This window comes from Hyphomicrobium nitrativorans NL23, assembly GCF_000503895.1.
GTDB classification, from domain to species: domain Bacteria; phylum Pseudomonadota; class Alphaproteobacteria; order Rhizobiales; family Hyphomicrobiaceae; genus Hyphomicrobium_C; species Hyphomicrobium_C nitrativorans.
Window position 1 is genome coordinate 1,947,460 of the sequence record NC_022997.1, and the last position, 18,427, is coordinate 1,965,886.

General features: G+C 63.6%; 16 protein-coding genes, 1 tRNA gene and 1 riboswitch. Of the genes, 5 read left to right on the forward strand and 12 right to left on the reverse strand.

The window, feature by feature from the left end; genetic code table 11:
• Positions 1 to 19 precede the first annotated feature (19 nt).
• The 3 genes from W911_RS09065 to W911_RS09075 all read right to left on the reverse strand — a co-directional run bounded on the left by W911_RS09065 (position 20) and on the right by W911_RS09075 (position 3,029).
• On the reverse strand, positions 20 to 781 hold the full coding sequence (locus tag W911_RS09065) for an ABC transporter permease (RefSeq protein WP_023787244.1): 762 nt from the start codon (positions 779 to 781) through the stop codon (positions 20 to 22).
• Positions 778 to 1,710 (reverse strand): ABC transporter ATP-binding protein, encoded by a 933-nt coding sequence (locus tag W911_RS09070; protein WP_023787245.1) that lies wholly within the window; start codon positions 1,708 to 1,710, stop codon positions 778 to 780. The genes W911_RS09065 and W911_RS09070 overlap by 4 nt, the downstream gene beginning before the upstream one ends.
• Positions 1,711 to 1,829: 119 nt before the next feature.
• Positions 1,830 to 3,029, reverse strand: coding sequence for an SPOR domain-containing protein (locus tag W911_RS09075; RefSeq protein WP_023787246.1), 1,200 nt, complete (start codon positions 3,027 to 3,029; stop codon positions 1,830 to 1,832).
• Between the two features lie 362 nt (positions 3,030 to 3,391).
• On the opposite strand from W911_RS09075, the gene W911_RS09080 reads away from it, so the two are divergent.
• On the forward strand, positions 3,392 to 3,691 hold the full coding sequence (locus W911_RS09080; protein WP_023787247.1) for a hypothetical protein: 300 nt from the start codon (positions 3,392 to 3,394) through the stop codon (positions 3,689 to 3,691).
• A 10-nt stretch (positions 3,692 to 3,701) separates the two neighbouring features.
• On the opposite strand, the gene W911_RS09085 is transcribed toward W911_RS09080, so the two are convergent.
• The 7 genes from W911_RS09085 to W911_RS09115 form a co-directional block, all read right to left on the reverse strand.
• A complete protein-coding gene (locus W911_RS09085) occupies positions 3,702 to 3,944 on the reverse strand; it encodes a hypothetical protein (RefSeq protein WP_023787248.1) in 243 nt (80 codons plus the stop codon).
• A 64-nt stretch (positions 3,945 to 4,008) separates the two neighbouring features.
• On the reverse strand, positions 4,009 to 4,341 hold the full coding sequence (locus W911_RS09090) for an Mpo1-like protein (RefSeq protein WP_023787249.1): 333 nt from the start codon (positions 4,339 to 4,341) through the stop codon (positions 4,009 to 4,011).
• Positions 4,342 to 4,429: 88 nt separating this feature from the next.
• Positions 4,430 to 4,900: an MEKHLA domain-containing protein gene (locus W911_RS09095; protein WP_023787250.1), complete on the reverse strand. Its 471-nt coding sequence runs from the start codon at positions 4,898 to 4,900 to the stop codon at positions 4,430 to 4,432.
• A 141-nt stretch (positions 4,901 to 5,041) separates the two neighbouring features.
• Positions 5,042 to 6,175: a ribonucleotide-diphosphate reductase subunit beta gene (locus tag W911_RS09100; RefSeq protein WP_023787251.1), complete on the reverse strand. Its 1,134-nt coding sequence runs from the start codon at positions 6,173 to 6,175 to the stop codon at positions 5,042 to 5,044.
• 107 nt (positions 6,176 to 6,282) lie between these two features.
• The gene (locus W911_RS09105; RefSeq protein ID WP_023787252.1) at positions 6,283 to 9,156 is read right to left on the reverse strand and encodes a ribonucleoside-diphosphate reductase subunit alpha; all 2,874 of its coding nucleotides are present in this window, start codon (positions 9,154 to 9,156) and stop codon (positions 6,283 to 6,285) included.
• Between the two features lie 114 nt (positions 9,157 to 9,270).
• Positions 9,271 to 9,491, reverse strand: a riboswitch (cobalamin riboswitch).
• Between the two features lie 152 nt (positions 9,492 to 9,643).
• Positions 9,644 to 10,135, reverse strand: coding sequence for a ribonuclease E activity regulator RraA (gene rraA, locus W911_RS09110; RefSeq protein ID WP_023787253.1), 492 nt, complete (start codon positions 10,133 to 10,135; stop codon positions 9,644 to 9,646).
• Between the two features lie 22 nt (positions 10,136 to 10,157).
• Complete coding sequence (locus W911_RS09115; protein ID WP_041316438.1) at positions 10,158 to 11,576, reverse strand: short-chain fatty acyl-CoA regulator family protein; 1,419 nt, start codon at positions 11,574 to 11,576, stop codon at positions 10,158 to 10,160.
• A 130-nt stretch (positions 11,577 to 11,706) separates the two neighbouring features.
• Between W911_RS09115 and aceA the strand changes: the two genes are divergently transcribed.
• The 4 genes from aceA to metE are packed head-to-tail and all read left to right on the forward strand — an operon-like array spanning position 11,707 to position 16,016.
• Positions 11,707 to 12,999 (forward strand): isocitrate lyase, encoded by a 1,293-nt coding sequence (gene aceA, locus W911_RS09120; protein ID WP_023787255.1) that lies wholly within the window; start codon positions 11,707 to 11,709, stop codon positions 12,997 to 12,999.
• Positions 13,000 to 13,048: 49 nt separating this feature from the next.
• Positions 13,049 to 13,303, forward strand: coding sequence for a hypothetical protein (locus W911_RS09125; RefSeq protein WP_023787256.1), 255 nt, complete (start codon positions 13,049 to 13,051; stop codon positions 13,301 to 13,303).
• 3 nt (positions 13,304 to 13,306) lie between these two features.
• The gene (locus W911_RS09130; protein WP_023787257.1) at positions 13,307 to 13,699 is read left to right on the forward strand and encodes an acyl-CoA thioesterase; all 393 of its coding nucleotides are present in this window, start codon (positions 13,307 to 13,309) and stop codon (positions 13,697 to 13,699) included.
• A 22-nt stretch (positions 13,700 to 13,721) separates the two neighbouring features.
• The gene (gene metE, locus W911_RS09135) at positions 13,722 to 16,016 is read left to right on the forward strand and encodes a 5-methyltetrahydropteroyltriglutamate--homocysteine S-methyltransferase (RefSeq protein ID WP_051388536.1); all 2,295 of its coding nucleotides are present in this window, start codon (positions 13,722 to 13,724) and stop codon (positions 16,014 to 16,016) included.
• Between the two features lie 374 nt (positions 16,017 to 16,390).
• Here the strand turns inward: metE and W911_RS09140 are convergent.
• Positions 16,391 to 16,465 (reverse strand) — tRNA-Asn (locus W911_RS09140).
• 393 nt (positions 16,466 to 16,858) lie between these two features.
• Positions 16,859 to 18,424, reverse strand: coding sequence for a cation acetate symporter (locus W911_RS09145; protein WP_244438663.1), 1,566 nt, complete (start codon positions 18,422 to 18,424; stop codon positions 16,859 to 16,861).
• Between the last annotated feature and the right edge of the window lie 3 nt (positions 18,425 to 18,427).

Sequence of the window (18,427 nt, forward strand, 5' to 3'; positions counted from 1 at the left end):
GCTCTGCTCGATGCGCGTGTCAGGTTCGAATGCGATGGCCAGTTTTGAAGATCCACCAGATCACGAGCAGGCATATGGCGAGAAAGCCCAACGTCATCGCGAAGCTTATGGCCACGTTCACGTCGGCCACGCCGTAGAAGCTCCAGCGGAAGCCGCTGATCAGGTAGACGATCGGGTTGAACAGCGTCACCGTCTGCCAGAACGGCGGCAGCATCGAGATCGAATAGAACGTGCCGCCGAGGAAGGTGAGGGGCGTGAGGATGAGCATCGGCATGATCTGCAACTTCTCGAAGCCGTTGGCCCAGATGCCGATGATGAAGCCGAACAGGCTGAACGTCACCGCGGTGAGGATCAGGAATGCGACCATCCAGAACGGATGCTCGATGCGGATCGGTACGAACAGGCTTGCGGTCGCCAGAATGATGAGGCCGAGCACCACCGATTTGGTTGCGGCGGCGCCGACATAGCCGATCACGATCTCCAGCGGGGAAACGGGTGCCGACAGCAACTCGTAGGTGGTGCCGGTGAAGCGCGGAAAATAGATGCCGAAGGCGGCGTTCGACGTGCTCTCCGTCAGCAGCATGAGCATCATGAGGCCGGGGACGAGGAACGCGCCATAGGGCACGCCGTCGATCTCGGCGATGCGGCCGCCGATGGCGGCGCCGAATACGACGAAATAGAGCGACGTCGAGAGGACCGGCGAGACGACGCTCTGCATGAGCGTGCGCCGCCAGCGATCCATTTCGTGGCCGTAGATCGCGCGAATGCCGTAGACGTTCATGGACTTTGCCTCACGAGATCGACGAAAATGTCCTCAAGGGAACTCTGGTGCGTGGCGAGATCCTTGAAGCCGATGCCGCCTTCGCGCATTGCGGCGAGGAGCGCGGTGATGCCGGTGCGTTCGCCGCCTGTTTCGTATGTGAACACGAGGGCGTGGCCGTCCGATGCAAGTTCGAGGGATTTGCGATAGGCGGCGAGGGCGGCTGGGATTTCGGACAACGGTTCCGTCAGTTCCAGCACGAGTTGCTTGCGGCCGAGCTTTCGCATCAGCTCGGTTTTTTCCTGCACGAGGATCAGCTCGCCCTTGTTGATGACGCCGATCCGGTCGGCCATCTCCTCGGCTTCCTCGATGTAATGGGTGGTGAGAATGATGGTGACGCCAGCATCCCGCAGTGCGCGGACGGCGGCCCACATATCCTTCCTGAGTTCCACGTCGACGCCGGCCGTCGGCTCGTCGAGGAACAAGATCGCGGGCTCGTGTGCGAGCGCCTTGGCGATGAGCACGCGCCGCTTCATGCCGCCCGACAGCGCCATGATGGGTTCGTCGCGCTTATCCCAGAGCGAGAGCATGCGAAGGACGCGCTCGACCGTTTCGGGAGAGCGGGGCTTGCCGAACAGGCCGCGGCTGAAAGCGACGGTGGAGCGCACAGGCTCGAACATTTCGAGCGACAGTTCCTGCGGGACGAGGCCGATCATGGCGCGGACCTCGCGCCAGTCCGCTCCGATGTCGAGCCCATCCACGCGCACGTCGCCCGAGGTTGGATTGACGAGGCCGCAGATGATGCCGATCAGCGTGGTTTTGCCCGCGCCATTGGGGCCGAGAAGCGCGAATATCTCGCCTTTGCGGATATCGAGGTTGACGGACTTCAGTGCCACGTGCCCGGAGGCGTAGGTCTTGTTCAGGTCCCTGACCGAGATGATGGGTGTCATGCGTTCCCTGGGGGCTCGACGTGGAGCGCGTCTTGCGAGGTGGAGAGGCGCGGCGGAGCCTCACATAAGCCCGATGGAGACCGCTCGCAAGCGGGCTGCGAAGCGGGCCTCGTGCGCGATCAGCGTGTGGCGTCGCGTCCGAGCGGCAGAGGTTTGATCCAGCATTCGGTCAGGCCTGCGGCTTTGAGTTCCGCGCAGAGCGAGGCTGCCTCCTCCTGCGACCGTGGAGGGATGAGCGACAGACGGTGCCACGTCTTTCCATCCTGGCTTTGCATGGTGTCGACGCGGCCGCGTGCGTCGCCAAGGAGCTGGGGATGAGCTTCCTTGAAGTAGCGAAAATCCCGATCGAGTTCGTCCGTGCTCGGGCGGGTCGCGAGCACAACGAGGTAGGGCTGTGCCAGGGGGGCCGCGTTGGCGGGTGGGGTGACGACGAGAATGTCGGCGCCGCCTGCGGATGCTGCGTCTCCCGCGGTCAGGCGCCCGTCGAACTTTCCGCCGGATGTGCGCGCCGCCATGTGGCTTTCCTCCGATGCGTCGCCGTTCGAAAGTGCAAAGCTTACCGCACCCGCAAGCGATGCCGCCAAGATGGCGATGCCGGTCACGAGTGCGACGGCCCCGACGGGAGAAGAGACGAGCGCGCGGAGCGGCGTCCGCGGGGTTGCGGCCGCGACAGCAGCGGGTGAGGGACGCGGCTGCAGATGTTGCTGCGGTGGGGGCTGACGACGAGGCGGGCGGACTGCTGCTGCCGGGACAGGCTCTCGCATGGCGTGGGCGGGAGCGGGGGGGCTCGCGTTGCCGTGAGACATCGAGGGCGGAGCGCCGTGCGCACGTTGAGGCGATGGCTGCGTATAGGCGGCAGTGTACTGTTCCGGTTGCGGTGGCGAAAAGTTCGGAGGCGCCGTGCTGCGCGCTTGCGATGCGGGGCCGGTGCCGTGGAAGCGCGTTTCACGCTCGATTTCACGCGCTGTCGCGATCAGGGCGGCATGCGTGCGCTCCGGATCGGGGTGTCTTGCGGCGCCGCGTCCACCCGTTCGAACTTCGAGGTCTTCGACCAGGCTGAGGGCGCGGTTGTGGTTCGCGAGAACGTGAGTCAGCACGGCCATGTCGAGCATCCCGCCGTGCGGGAGGGCGGTCATGATGCCATCGATCTCGCGCTGGATCTCCGCGATGGCGCGCGCGCCGCTGACGATCTCGCTGGCGACCGCCGGCGGGAGTTGATTTCGTCGTTCGAGAACGTCGAGCAGACGGCGCGCGACATTGATCGAGATCTCGTGGATCTGCCGCCGTTCCAGCTCTGTGTCGCGATCGAACGCGTTCATGGCGTTGTGGCCGTTCGTTGGCCGGCAGGACGCAAAGCCTGCCGAACCTGCGAGGCCGGTTGTGCCCGATCATTTCGGCGCATGTCTGTTGGCCCGTTTTCCCTCGGTCGGACAACTTCAGTAACCACATCAGGCGGTTCACGTCGAGTGCGGGCAAGCCGGATGTCGAGCGGCGTGAAATGTGGAGCGGTGCTCTGCGCTGAGAGCGTGACAATTTCTCTATGAGTTGAATGACTTATATTGTCATTCTGATGATTTAGACTTGTTCGAGGTTTGTTTGACTTGAGGCGCGCCTGGAATACTTTAGTTACAGCGTGTGGTTGTCGCGTTCTTTTGATCTGAAATCTTAGGGTGAGGCGTCAATGTTTTCGCGTCAGTACAAAGCCGCCTTCGACGATGACGACCTCAAGGCGCTGCAGCGGGTGTTCGATGCAGCGTGCGCGGCGCTCATGCTGGAGCGCGAGGATTGCGTGCTGCGCGAGCGGCTCGGCGCGTTCGTGTTTGAGATGGCGCAATTGGGCGAGCGAAACGAGAGGGTGCTTTGGAGCCGTGCCATGGGCCGGTTCGGCGATCTTTCGGCGGCGCATTCAGGGCCTGCGCGGCGCGCCGGGCCGCCGATCGAGCGTATCGCCAAGAAGCCGCGTCGGTCGTTACGGCTCTGATTCGCCCGCTTTACTTTTTGCCGGCGTCCTTCTTCTGCGTTTCGGTCTTGCCCGATGCACCGTCGGCTGCGGGAATGGAGAAGCCCTGCTCGATGGACTGCAGCTTCTCGTCGGTTCCGCTTTTTTCGGTCTCGGACGCCGTCGCGGTCCCGGTGGATGCCGCGCTCTTCTTGTCGGCATATGCCGCGCTCGTGACTTGGGCGGCAGATACCAACAGGGCGATCGCGGCGACGGATGCGGCGGTGCACTTCATGTGACGGTTCCTTTCGTGTCGATCGGATGGTGGTGTCAGCCGGCAGGCGGTTTCGCTTCGGGCGCTATTCCAGAGCGACGCCGACGCGTGCGATTTCGCGTTCGATGCGTCCGGTGAGGGTGAGCCAGACCATTCTTAGATCCCCGCGCAAGGACCATAGCGGATGGGAGAATGTCGCCGGTGAGTTTTTTTCGAACAGGAGATGTCCTGCCCAGGCAAAGCCGTAAGCGACCACAGGTGCCGCGATGAGCCAGCCCGGATGGAATGCGATCAGGAACAACGCGAAGCAAAGGACGCCCATGGCCGTTCCCACGAGGTGCAGGGCGCGCGAGCGACGGTCGCAATGGGCTCGCAGGTAATCGGGCCAGAATTGCTCGAACGTCGCTGGTTTGGTCATTCATGCCCTCGTCCCGGATCGGGAGTTGAACGGCTCCGGCACAGCTGCGGTTCCGGATCCGCGCGCGGTGCAGAGAGGTGAATGCGTATCACGTCGTCGCCGTCATTTCGATCCACTCGGAAAAGGCGGCCGCTTGGCCCACCGCGTTTCCACGTCGGTCCGTCAGGTTCCACACCGATGCGTTGGCGATGCGAAAGCGCCTTCCGCTTGCAGAAATGCGTACGCCTGCGTAATCCGCGATGATGCCGTTCTTGGTCACGCGTTCGAGCAGGCGCGCACGTTCTTCGCGAAGCAGCGGCTCGGCCGAGAAGCGGGATGGCAGACGCCTGAATTCGTCGAAATCCATTTCGAACAGCACGAGCGCGGTCCGGTTGCCGAAGAAAAAGATGGGATCGGCCTCCGTGCCGTGAGCTACGATAGCCATGGGCGCGCGCCAGAGGGCCTCGACGGGATCGGCGTCGCTGTCAGCGACAAGAGGCCGTCCGGTCAAGCGTGCATAGCTCTCGGCGATGCACGCGATGCGGCGATGTTCGTTTTCGGTCAGGTGCGGGGCATTCATTCTGCAGGCTGCGTGTCGTCGGAGGGCCGAATAGGATCGCTTCATCCTGCCGGACGTCCAGGCCCCGTGCAACTCTCCGCACGCGTGGTCGATGCCTTGCGCACCCTGGGCGGTGGTGCGTGCCGCCCAGGGTTTCGTCGATCATTCCCAGGAGAGCGCCCCGCCATTCTGATATTCGATGACGCGCGTCTCGAAGAAGTTCTTCTCCTTCTTGAGGTCCATCACTTCCGACATCCAGGGGAACGGGTTTTCCGTTTCCGCGAACACGGGGGCGAGGCCGAGTTGCCCGCAGCGGCGATTGGCGATGAAGCGCATGTACTGCTCGCACAGCTTGGAGTTCAGGCCGAGCAGGCCGGAAGGCATGGTATCGCGGCCGTAAGAGGCTTCGAGTTCGGCTGCGTCGTGCAGCATCTGGCGCACTTCGTCTTGGAACGCCTTGGTCCAGAGATGCGGGTTCTCGACCTTGATCTGGTTGATGACGTCGATGCCGAAGTTCAGATGAATGCTCTCGTCGCGCAGGATGTACTGATACTGCTCGGCGATGCCGACCATCTTGTTGCGCCGCCCGAGGGAGAGGATCTGCGCGAAGCCCGTGTAGAACCACATGCCTTCGAACACGACGTAGAACGCTACGAGGTCGCGCAGGAAGGCCTGGTCTGTTTCCTGCGTGCCGGTTTTGAACTCGGGATCGTCCAGGTGTTTCGTGTAAGCGAGCGCCCAGGCGGCCTTGTCGGTGATGGAGGGAACCTCGCGGTACATGTTGAACAGCTCGCCCTCGTCGAGGCCGAGGCTTTCGACGATGTACTGAAAGGTGTGCGTGTGCACAGCCTCCTCGAAAGCCTGGCGCAGCAGATACTGGCGGCACTCCGGATTGGTGAGGTGCCGGTAGATGGCGAGCACGATGTTGTTGGCGACGAGACTTTCGGATGCGGCGAAGAAGCCGAGGTTGCGTTTCACCATGCGCCGTTCGTCCTCGGTGAGCCCGTCACGCGATTTCCAGAGCGCGATGTCGGCCTGCATGGAGACCTCGGTCGGCATCCAGTGATTGTTGCAGCCCGACAGATACTTGTCCCAGGCCCAGCCGTACTTGAGGGGCAGGAGCTGGTTCACGTCGGCGCGGGCGTTGATCATTGCCTTATCGTCGACGCGCACACGTCCGCCGCTGCGGTCGATGTGTCCGAGGCCGGTGCCGCTTTCGGCGTCCGGCACGATGGCGGGCGAGGGGAGCGGCGCTTGAGGCGCGCGGTTTGCGGCTGGTTCCGACCAGTCAAGCATGAGACTTCTCCAAGGCAGGATGTAAAGCTGGAGAATGCCGACGCATTACTTACGAGCATTCGGGATCGAGGCCGGGGCGCGGGGGCCCGGCAGGGTTGCGCTGCTGCCTATTGGCAAGCTTCGCAGGTGGGATCTTCGATCGAGCAGGCACGCGGGACGTGCGCTTCGTGTGCGTCCGGCGCCGACACCATGCCGCTTCCCGAGACGGCGTTGAGCTTGCCGTCCGTGCCCTTGAGCGTCGATTTTTCGACATGGGTCGCGGACTGCGAGCGCAAGTAGTAGGTCGTCTTGAGGCCCCGCTCCCACGCGAGCCGATAGAGCGCGTCCAGCTTGCGTCCGTTCGGCGCCGAGATGTAGAGGTTGAGCGACTGGGCCTGGTCGATCCACTTCTGCCGGCGCGAGGCGGCATCCACGAGCCAGTGCGAGTCGATTTCGAAGGCGGTTGCGTAAAGCGCCTTGATGTCCTCCGGCACGCGGTCGATGGCGCCGACGGAACCGTCGAAGTATTTGAGATCCGATACCATCACCTCGTCCCACAGCCCGCGCGCTTTGAGATCGCGCACGAGATGCGTGTTCACGACCGTGAAGTCGCCCGACATGTTGGACTTGACGTAGAGGTTGCGGAACACGGGCTCGATGGACTGCGCAACACCGCAGATGTTCGAGATCGTGGCTGTGGGTGCAATCGCCATGACGTTGGAATTGCGCATGCCGACGGTGCGGATGCGCTCGCGCAACGGTGCCCAATCGAGCGTGGCGGACGTATCGATCCGGAGATCGCCGCCGCGCGCGTCGCTCAAGAGTGCGAGCGAGTCGATCGGCAGGATGCCACGGCTCCAGAGCGAGCCGTCGAACGAGGGATAGCGGCCGCGCTCTTCCGCAAGATCGGCGGACGCCGAAATTGCGTGGTAGCTGATCGCTTCCATGCTCGTATCGGCGAAGGCGACGGCTTCGTCCGATGCGTACGGGATCTTCAGCGTGTGCAACGCGTCCTGGACTCCCATTACGCCGAGGCCCACGGGCCGGTGGCGCAGGTTGGAGCGGCGCGCCTCGGGGATGGTGTAGAAGTTGATGTCGATCACGTTGTCCAGCATCCGCATGGCCGTGTCGATCGTGTGTGCGAGGCGCACGCGGTCGAGGCCATCGGCCGTGACGTGGTTTGCGAGGTTGACGGAGCCCAGGTTGCAGACCGCGACTTCGTCGTTCGAGGTGTTGAGCGTGATCTCGGTGCAAAGGTTGGACGAGTGCACGACGCCCGTGTGCTGCTGGGGCGAGCGGAGGTTGCACGGATCCTTGAAGGTGATCCAGGGGTGGCCTGTCTCGAACAGCATGGTGAGCATCCGGCGCCAGAGATCGACGGCGCGGACGCGGCGTGCGATGCGCAATTCCATGCGCTCGGCCTTCGCTTCGTACTCAGCATAGCGCTCGGCGAAGGCGCGGCCGTAAAGGTCGTGCAGGTCCGGCACTTCGTCCGGCGAGAACAGCGTCCAGTGGCTGTCCTCGGCGACGCGCTGCATGAACAGGTCCGGAATCCAATGGGCCGTGTTCATGTCATGCGTGCGGCGGCGGTCGTCGCCTGTGTTCTTGCGGAGGTCGAGGAACTCCTCGATGTCGATGTGCCAGGTTTCGAGATACGCGCACACCGCGCCTTTGCGCTTGCCGCCCTGGTTGACGGCAATCGCCGTGTCGTTCGCGACTTTAAGGAACGGCACGACGCCCTGGCTCTCGCCGTTGGTACCCTTGATGTGAGCACCGAGGCCGCGCACGCGCGTCCAATCGTTGCCGAGACCGCCGGAATACTTTGCGAGCAGCGCGTTGTCCTTGATGGACTTAAAGATGCCGTCGAGATCGTCGGCAACGGTAGTGAGGAAGCAGGACGAGAGCTGGGCGCGGGGCGTGCCGGCGTTGAACAGCGTGGGCGTCGAGCACATGAAATCGAACGACGAGATCAGGTCGTAGAACTCGATGGCTTTCGCCTCGCGGTCGATCTCGCGCAGGGCGAGACCCATCGCGACGCGCATGAAGAACGCTTGCGGCAGCTCGAAGCGAACACCGCGCGTTTGCAGGAAGTAGCGGTCGTAAAGCGTCTGCAGGCCGAGGAACTGGAACCGCATGTCGCGTTCGGGCTTGAGGGCGTGGCCCAGGCGTTCAAGGTCGAAGCGGGCAAGCTCCGGATCGAGCAGTTCGGTTGCGATGCCGCGGGCGACATAGCTGCGGAAGTATTCGGGATAGCGCTCGGCCATTTCGGCCTGGCTCGCCCGCTCCGGCCGGCTGGAGACGAACGAAAGTGCCTCCTCGCGAAGCTGATCCATCAAGAGGCGGGCGGAAACCTCGCTGTAGGCGGGTTCCGTCTCGATCAGCGTGCGGGCGGCGAGGATCGGCGCCAGCGTTAGCTCGTGGGCGGCGATGCCGTCGTAGAGGTTGCGATAGGTCTCCGCGAGCACGTCCTCGGCGCTGGTCTCGGACAAGCCCTCGCAGGCTTCGCGCACGATCAGCGAGAGGCGCTGATGGTCGAGAGGGCGGAGCGATCCGTCGCGGGCTTTGACGTTGAGGGCGGGCTGTTCCGAATGTTCGACCTCAGCGGTGGCTGCGGCGCGTTCCTGGGCGCGGGCTTCGCGGTAAAGGACGTAGGCGCGTGCGACTTTGTGATGCTCGCCGCGCATCAGGACGAGTTCGACCTGATCCTGGATGTCTTCGATGTGGAATGTGCGGCCGTGGTCGCCCTGACGCGTGAGTGCGGAGACGATTTGGGCGGCGAGATCTTCGACGATCTCGTGCACGCGGCGCGAGGCGGCGGCGCGGTTTCCCTCGACGGCGAGAAACGCTTTCGTCAATGCGATGGTGATTTTTGTCGGATCGAACGGCGTGACGGAGCCGTTGCGCCGGATGACTTGCAGCGCTGGCGCGGTGGCCGGCGTCTTGGCGCTGCCGCCCGAGACGGATGCGGCGCTGGAGCTTCTGGCTTCTATTGCGATGGACATCGGCAAACCCCTTAAAGGAAAAAGGGGGCTTGGGCCGAATGGGGACGCGCATCCGTGCCTCCGCGCATGCAGAGGCGTCAGAATACCACCCACCGGGACACCCCGCCCGAGGACGAATTAATCTCGTCACAGGCAGGTCTCCTGGCTCGCAGGTCAGTGTCGCCTGTCTGGCCTTCCCGGTGCCATGCACCAGTGGCCGCTCTCGACAGGCAACTCGCTGCTTACAGTTGCGGGGGCAGCCCCGGGATTGCTCGCCTTCGCAGAAAGCCGAGCGCACCGGGTTCCCTCTTAGCGCCGAGCGGTTCCGCCCGGCGACCTATGACGCTTTCAATAGCGTCTGATTCTGAGGGTGCCGCAAGGCGGGTGCCGCAAGATGTTGCGTGAAACGCGTGTTTACGGCGCGGCTGTGTATAGATGTTGTGTTTATCGGTGACAGTCGACGGAATGCCGTTGACAGCAAACCGGGATGCGGCGGGAGCCCTGCGTCTTACCCGATTTCCGTCGCGTGTTTCGCGGCGATGACGACGATGCCGTCGCAGTCGGCGGCGACGATGTCGTCTTCCTTCACTTGAATTCCGGCGAAGTCGACGGGAATGTGGAGGGTTCCTTCGCCGCGGCGTGTCGAACGTCTCGGGTTGGTGCCAAGCGCCTTGATGCCGATGTCGAGGCCTTCGAGAACGGCCGTATCGCGCACGCATCCGAACACGACGATGCCGCTCCAGCCGTTTGCGACTGCATCTTTCGCGATCATGTCGCCGAGCAGCGCGCAGCGCGTGCTGCCGCCTCCGTCCACGACAAGAACGCGGCCGTTGCCGGGTGTCGCGAGCACTTCTTTCACGCGAGAATTGTCCTCGAAGCATTTCACCGTGACGGCGCGTCCGTGGAACGCGCGGCGCGCCCCGAAGTTATGGAACACCGGCGCGGGGATGCGCGCGTGCTCGCCGTGCTTGTCGGAGAGATCGCAAGTGCTGACTGTCATCGTTCGCCCTTTCGTTGCTGTGTCATGCGACCGGATATGGGGTGAAGCGCCGCTCGTTTTCGTCGATGGCGGTGCGCCGTCCGATGGCGGGGAAGGCGCGTTGCGGGCAGGCGGGCCGCTCGCAGATTTTGCAGCCGGCGCCGATCGGAACCGCCGCGGATTGATCCTTGAGGTCGAGGCCCTTCGCATACACGAGCCTGTTCGCGTGGCTCATATCGCAGCCGAGGCCGATGGCGAACGTTTTCGATGGAGCGCCGTAGCCGCCGTGCCCGCGCGATACGGTGCGTGCGATCCAGAGGTATGTGCGCCCGTCCGGCATTGTGGCGAGCTGGGTGAGGATGCGGCCCGGGACGGAGAACGCTTCGTAGACGTTCCAAAGCGGGCACGAGCCGCCGACGCGCGAGAAGTGAAAATCGGTGGCGGACTGGCGCTTCGAGATGTTGCCCGCGCGGTCGACGCGCACGAAGAAGAACGGCACGCCGCGCGCATTCGGGCGCTGGAGCGTGCTCAGACGATGGCAGATGGTCTCGAAGCCGACGCCAAAGCGCTGACGCAGTAGCTCGATGTCGTAGCGCAGCCGTTCGGCTGCTTCGAAGAAGCGCCCATAGGGCATGATCAACGCGCCCGCAAAGTGATTGGCCAATCCTATGCGGGCGAGCCGGTAGGTCTCCTCGCTGCCGGATGCCGCGTCTCTCGCCAGCTTGTCGATGGTGTCGCCCATTTCGAGATACGCAAGCTGCGTGGCCATCTCGAACGCGAGCTGCCCCGGCATGAGGGTGGATGAGAGCCGCAGCACGCGCGCGGGTGCTTCGAAGCTGCGCTGCGCATGCGTCTGTTCGTTCGGTGCTTCGATCACGACCTGGATGCGCAGCCGGTCGCTCAAATAACGCTTCAAGCCTGCGGCGCAATCTCCGACGGTGAGGCGCGCAGCGGCGAACAGTTTCTCGGCTGCTTCGTCCAGCTCAGCGAAATAGTTGTGATGGGCGTAGAAATAATCGCGCACCTGCTCAAAGGGCATGAGTTGTGCGGGTTCGTGTTCCTCCGTGCCTACGCCGAGGCGCATCGCCAGCGCATCCGCGCGCTCGGAGGCCTGACGCAGGCGGCGATGCTGCTTCACGATCGCGCGTCCGACGGCGGGCATGTTGGAGGCGATCTCCCGGAGTTCGGTGAGGGCGATCTCTTCGTCGAGGCCGGGATCGGCCATCACGTCGCGCAAATCCGCGATGAGGCGCGCTTCCTCGTCCTCGGAGAAGAGCTGCACGTCGACACCGAACACCGCGTTGATCTTGAGCAGGATGGGGACCGTCAGCGGGCGCTGGTTTTTTTCGAGCTGGTTGAGGTAGCTCGCCGAGAGATCGAGCGCGCGCGCGAGGGCGACCTGGGTCAGGCCCCGCTCTTCCCTGAGACGCCTCAGGCGCACCCCCATGAAGGCTTTTCGCATTCGTGGCCTCATTCGCAAAATTCGCAAATTTGCAGTGCCCGGTTTGCAAAACTCCGCGTTTTCAGGAGTTTATCGGGATCTCTCTTTGCGGATAATGCGAATATTCGAGTTTGGCAAGCAGGGACGCGCAATGACCAAGAAGACCACCTTCGACGATCTTATCCCAAACGCGGCGCCGGGCCGCTTCGACGGCATCCAGCGTCCCTACACGGCGGCGGACGTGCTGCGGCTGCGCGGCTCGATGCCGGTGCGGCAGACGGTTGCCGAGCATGGCGCGAACCGTCTCTGGAAGCTTCTGGGCTCGGAGCCCTATGTGCACGCGCTGGGGTCTGTGACCGGCAACCAGGCCATGCAGATGGTGCGCGCGGGCCTCAAGGCGATCTACCTCTCGGGGTGGCAGGTGGCGGCCGACGCCAACACGGCATCCGCGATGTATCCGGACCAGAGCCTCTATCCGGCGAACGCGGGCCCCGAGCTTGCGCGGCGCATCAACCGCACACTGCAGCGCGCCGACCAGATCGAGCACGCCGAAGGCAAGAAGAGCGTCGAGACGTGGTTGGCGCCGATCGTTGCCGACGCGGAAGCCGGCTTCGGCGGTCCGCTCAACTCGTTCGAGATCATGAAGGCCTACATCGAGGCGGGCGTTGCAGGCGTGCACTTCGAAGACCAGCTCGCGTCCGAAAAGAAGTGCGGGCATCTCGGCGGCAAGGTGCTGATTCCGATGGCGGCCCACATCCGCAACCTCGTGGCCGCGCGGCTCGCGGCCGACATCATGGGCGTGCCGACGGTGATCGTGGCGCGGACGGATGCGGAGTCGGCCAAGCTCATCACCTCGGACATCGACGTGCGCGACCGCGAGTTCATCGTCCCCGGCGAGCGGACGCCGGAAGGGTTCTATGCGCTCAAGAGCGGCGTGGATGCGTGCATCGCGCGCGGTCTTGCCTACGCGCCCTACGCCGATCTTCTCTGGTGGGAGACGTCGACGCCGAACCTCAAGGATGCCGCGCGCTTCGCGGAGGCCATCCATCGCGAGTTCCCTGGCAAAATGCTCGCCTACAACTGCTCGCCGTCGTTCAACTGGAAGTCCAAGCTCGACGAAGCCTCGATCGCGCGCTTCCAGAAAGAGATCGGGGCGATGGGCTACAAATTCCAGTTCGTGACGCTCGCCGGGTTCCATCAGCTCAACTACGGCATGTTCGAGCTGGCGCGTGGCTACCGCGACCGTGGCATGGCGGCGTACTCGGAGCTGCAGCAGGCCGAGTTCGCGGCCGAGGGCAACGGCTATACCGCAACGCGCCACCAGCGTGAGGTCGGCACGGGATACTTCGACGCCGTGTCGCTTGCGATCAGCGGCGGGGCTTCGTCAACGACGGCGATGTCGGAGTCTACAGAGACGGCCCAGTTTCAGCCCGCTGCCGAATAGGAGGCAAAACATGCCCCGAGCCGATAGCTCAGATTCCGGAGATGCTCCCATGCGGTCCGCAGATGTCATCGCGATTTCGGAGCCGTTCAACGGGCCGAGGAAGGTCGATGCGGACACGCTGATCCGCAAGGTCGCGGATACCTTGCATCGCCTCAACCAGCAGATCGCCACGGCGGTCGAAGCGGGTGTGACGATCGAGCTGATGCGCGGCTCGCGCTTTCACAACGGGCGCGGGCAGTGGGGGGATCAGATGATCCCGATCGTCCGCATTGCGGAGACACCGCGCGAGAATGAGCGGGAGTAGGCCATGACCGCTTGCGATCTCTCAGAGACGCGCTTCGTCGAAATCGTGTTTCCCGAACAGGCCAATCACTACGGCACCCTGTTCGGGGGCACCGCCTTGAACCTGATGAGCAAGGCGGCGGCCATTGCGGCCGCGCGGCGGGCAGGGACGAGCGTCGTCATGGCCTCGTCGGACAAGGTGGACTTTCACTTGCCGGTGGCTGTCGGCCAACTCGTCGAGCTTTGCGCGCGTGTCGAGCGCGTGGGGCGAAGCTCGATGACGGTGAAGGTGGAGGTCATTGCCGAAACGATCGGCAAGCAGGATCGCAAGCTCGCCATGCAGGGGCGCTTCGAGATGGTGGCGGTGGATGGCGACGGCCGGCCCACGCCAATCGTCCAGCTGCCGGACAAGAGCTAGATTTCAAGAAAGGGTATCGGACATGATCCAGGCTGCCAATCTCGGCTTTCCGCGCATCGGCATCAAGCGAGAGCTCAAGAAAGCCACGGAAGCCTATTGGAAAGGCGAGATCGATTATACGGCGCTGCGTAAAGCGGGCGCGGAGCTGCGTGCGCGCCATTGGCGGCTTCAGAAAGAGGCTGGCATCGACGTTATCCCTTCGAACGATTTCTCGTTCTACGATCAGATGCTCGATGCGGTGGCGATGGTGGGCGCGGTGCCGCCGCGCTTTAGGACTTCGCAGGAGGGCGTTCGGGTTGTGGCCACGCATCAGACGGCAAGCGCATATGCCGTGATGGCGGACGTGGCGGAGCTTTCCGCCGACGAGGCGGCGTCCATCGATTTTGACACGTACTTTGCCATGGCGCGCGGCTCGGATGCCGCGCCCGCAATGGAAATGACGAAGTGGTTCGACACGAACTATCACTACATCGTGCCGGAGTTCCATGAGGGACAGGCGTTCCGTCTTGTGTCCACCAAGGCGCTCGACGAGTTCAACGAAGCGAAGGCGCTCGGCATTCACACCCGGCCGGTTCTGATCGGGCCGGTGACGTTCCTGTCGCTCGGCAAGGCGAAAGACGCGAACCTCGATCCCTTGACCCTTCTCGATGCATTGCTTCCGGTTTACGCGGAGGTGCTGGCGTCGCTCGCGGCGGCGGGAGCGGACTGGGTGCAGATCGACGAGCCGATCCTGGCTCTCGACCTTAAAGACAGCCAGAAAGCCGCGTTCGAAGCCGCTTATGCGGCGCTGTCCTCGTGCGGCGTCAAGATCCTGATTGCGGCGTATTTCGATAAGCTTGGCAGCAATCTCGACGTTGTGCGTTCGCTTCCGGTGGACGGGCTGCACGTCGATCTCGTCCGGGCGCCAGGGCAACTGGAAGACGTGCTCAAGGATTGGCCGTGGGAGCGTTTGCTGTCTCTTGGCGTGATCGATGGGCGCAATATCTGGCGGGCGGATCTTGAGACGGCTTTTGCGACGGTCGAGACGGCGGTTGCGGCACGCGGCAAGGGCGGCGTGCAGATTGCGCCCTCATGCTCGCTCATCCATACGCCGGTTGACCTCAATACCGAGCAGAAGCTCGACGCGGAGCTCAAGTCGTGGCTTGCTTATGCGCGCCAGAAGTTGACCGAGGTTGCCGCACTTAAGACGGCGGCAACCAAGTGCAAAGATGCGGCCGCGCAGGCTTTTGCGGATAGTGCCGAGGCCGTTGCCTCGCGTGCGGCATCGGCGCGGATCAACAATCCTGCGGTGAAGGCGCGCGTCGGCGCCGTGACGGAAAAGGATCTCGACCGCGGTGCGCCGTTCAACACGCGGCAGGCCCAACAGCGTGCGCGTCTGGATCTTCCGGCGTTTCCTACGACGACGATCGGCTCGTTCCCGCAGACGGAAGCGGTGCGCAAGGCGCGTGCCGCCTTCAAGCGGGGAGAGATGGATGCGCCGTCTTACGACGCGTTCCTTATGACCGCGACCGAGGACGCGGTGCGTCGGCAGGAGGAGATCGGGCTCGACGTGCTCGTTCACGGCGAGTTCGAGCGCAACGATATGGTCGAGTATTTCGGGGAGCAACTTGCGGGCTTCGCCTTCACGCAGAACGGCTGGGTGCAGTCTTACGGCTCGCGCTACGTCAAGCCGCCGATCATTTTCGGCGACGTCTCGCGCCCGCATCCGATGACGGTGGCATGGTCGAGCTACGCGCAGTCGCTGACCGAGAAACCGATGAAGGGTATGCTCACAGGACCCGTGACGATCCTGCAGTGGTCGTTCGTCCGTGACGACCAGCCGCGTTCCGAGACGTGCAAGCAGATCGCGCTCGCCATCCGCGACGAGGTGTCCGATCTCGAACGTGCCGGGATCCCGATCATCCAGATCGACGAGCCGGCGCTGCGCGAGGGGCTTCCGCTCCGGCACGCCGATTGGGAGGCCTATCTCGCGTGGGCGGTGGATTGTTTCCGGCTGGCTGCCGCCGGTGCCGGCACAGAAACGCAGATCCACACGCATATGTGCTATTGCGAGTTCAACGACATCATGCCGTCGATTGCGGCGCTCGATGCCGACGTGATTTCGATCGAGACGTCGCGGTCGGATATGGAGCTCCTGGAGAGCTTCTCCGGTTTCAAGTATCCGAACGAAATCGGACCCGGCGTCTACGACATCCATTCGCCGCGGTGCCCGCATACGCAGGATATGTCGGCGCTTCTCGGCAAGGCGCGCGAACATCTGGCGCCGGATCAGATCTGGGTCAACCCCGATTGCGGTTTGAAGACGCGGCGGTGGTAAGAGGTGCTGCCTGCGTTGAGAAACATGGTGGCCGCGGCGCGGGAGGCGCGTGGCGGCAGAGGTTGACCCCTGGCTTACAAAGCCAAGTCTAAGCGCATGAGATCGGAGGTGCCGGCGACAGGATCGGCGGCACTTTTTCGTCGTGCTGTCGTTTGCTGCACGCAGCCTGTCATGTCCAAGCGGTGTGCCTGCGCGCTCGGCGCTACGCCTCAGCAGCTAAGATCGCTGGTGGAGGGCCGGTTTCGTGTTGGACATCGCCGTTTTGAGACGCCGGAGGAGCATCTGGGGCGGAGCACCCGGAGCACATTTGCTCCCGCTGCTTCAACTCCAAACGTGGCGGCATAAATTATTGTTTCTTATGTAATAATCTAGCTTGGCTCCGCGGGTAGGATTCGAACCTACGACCGTCCGATTAACAGTCGGATGCTCTACCACTGAGCTACCGCGGAATGTCTCTGAACGCGTCAGAGAGCCGGGCTCATAGCAGATGGTTGCGCCGGGGGCCAGAGGGTAGGCGAAAAAAGTCTGCGGCGAAGCGGGTCATCCCGTGGGAAGGTGCCGTTTCACGGGCTTGGTGCGCGTGCCCCTCATATTGCCGCGGCCGAGATCTTTGGCCTAGGCCCCAAATCCAATCAGGATGGCCTCCCGACGCGAGGGGTTTTGTGCGGCTGGCAGGAGCGAGGTTGCAGCGCACCTCATGATTTGCAGGATCTTGCGACGCGCTGGAAGCACGCCGCCGGCATGAAGCGCTCGACCGATGCGCAAGCATCGCTCTTCGCGCTTCTCCTCGCCCTCGGCCCATCTCGTCTCAATCGTGACGGCATCCTGATTGGATTTGGAACCTAGTGAGACGACGCGGCGCCGATGCCGATGCCGGTCTCCGAGCGGATGAACTGATCCTCGAAGGCGGCGCGCTCCTTTGCGGCGCGGGCGCTCCCGTCGAGCTTCGAGACGATGTAAATGCCGAGGAAGGCGATCGTCATCGAGAACAGGGCCGGGCTGTCGTAGGGGAAGAGCGCTTTCGGGAAGCCGAAGGTGTTGACCCATACGGCCGGGCTCAAGAGCACCATCGTCACGGCCGATACGAGGCCCAGGAAGCCGCCGACGACCGCGCCGCGTGTCGTCGTCCCGCTCCAGACGATGCTCATCAGGAGCACCGGAAAATTGCAGCTTGCGGCGATTGCGAACGCCAGGCCGACCATGAACGCCACGTTCTGGTTTTCGAACACGTAGCCGAGGAAAATCGCGACGATGCCGATGACGACCGCAGAGATGCGCGAAATGCGCACTTCGGTCGCTTCCGTGCTGCGGCCCTTGGCGAAGATGCTGGCGTAGAGATCGTGACTGATGGCGGACGCGCCGGCGAGCGTCAGGCCCGCGACCACGGCCAGGATGGTCGCGAAGGCGACAGCGGAGATAAAGCCCAGGAAGAGCGAGCCGCCGATGGCGTGCGAAAGATGGACGGCCGCCATGTTCGTGCCGCCGATCATGGTGGCCAGCGGGTCGAAGGTGCCGTCCGCGCCAGCGCGGAAATAGGCGGGGTCGCTCATCAGAAGTGTGATGGCGCCGAAGCCGATGATGAAGGTGAGAATGTAGAAATAGCCGATCAGTCCAGTTGCGTAGAAGACGGATTTGCGGGCTGCCTTGGCGTCTTTCACGGTGAAGAAGCGCATGAGGATGTGGGGCAGGCCCGCCGTGCCGAACATCAGCGCGAGCCCGAGCGAGATCGCCGAGATCGGATCGGACACGAGCTTGCCCGGCGAGAGGATGGCGAGGCCGTCGGGGTGGATGTCGGTTGCCGCGCGAAACATCGCGTTGGGCGAAAAGCCGAAGTTGGCGAGCACCATGACCGCCATGAACGTCGCGCCGCCGAGCAGCAGGCAAGCCTTGATGATCTGCACCCACGTCGTCGCCACCATGCCGCCCGTCGCGACGTAGGTCACCATCAGCGCGCCGACAGCTATCACGGCGTAAAGATAGGGAAGGCCGAACAGCAGCTCGATCAGCTTGCCGGCGCCGACCATCTGGGCGATCAGGTAGAACGCGACGACCGTCAGTGTGCCGATGGCGGAGAGCGTGCGGATGGGTCCCGCTTCGAGGCGATAGGCCACGACGTCGGCGAAGGTGTAACGGCCGAGGTTGCGCAAGCGCTCGGCGATCAGGAACAGCACGATCGGCCAGCCGACTAGCCAGCCCACGGAGTAGATGAGACCGTCGAAGCCGGACGCGAAGACGAGACCGGAGATGCCGAGGAAGGATGCGGCCGACATGTAGTCGCCGGCGATGGCGAGGCCGTTCTGGGTGCCGGTGATACCGCCGCCCGCGGTGTAGAAGTCGGATGCGGAGCGGACACGGCTCGCGGCCCAGCGGGTGATGACGAGCGTGACGGCCACGAAAATCAGGAACATGAC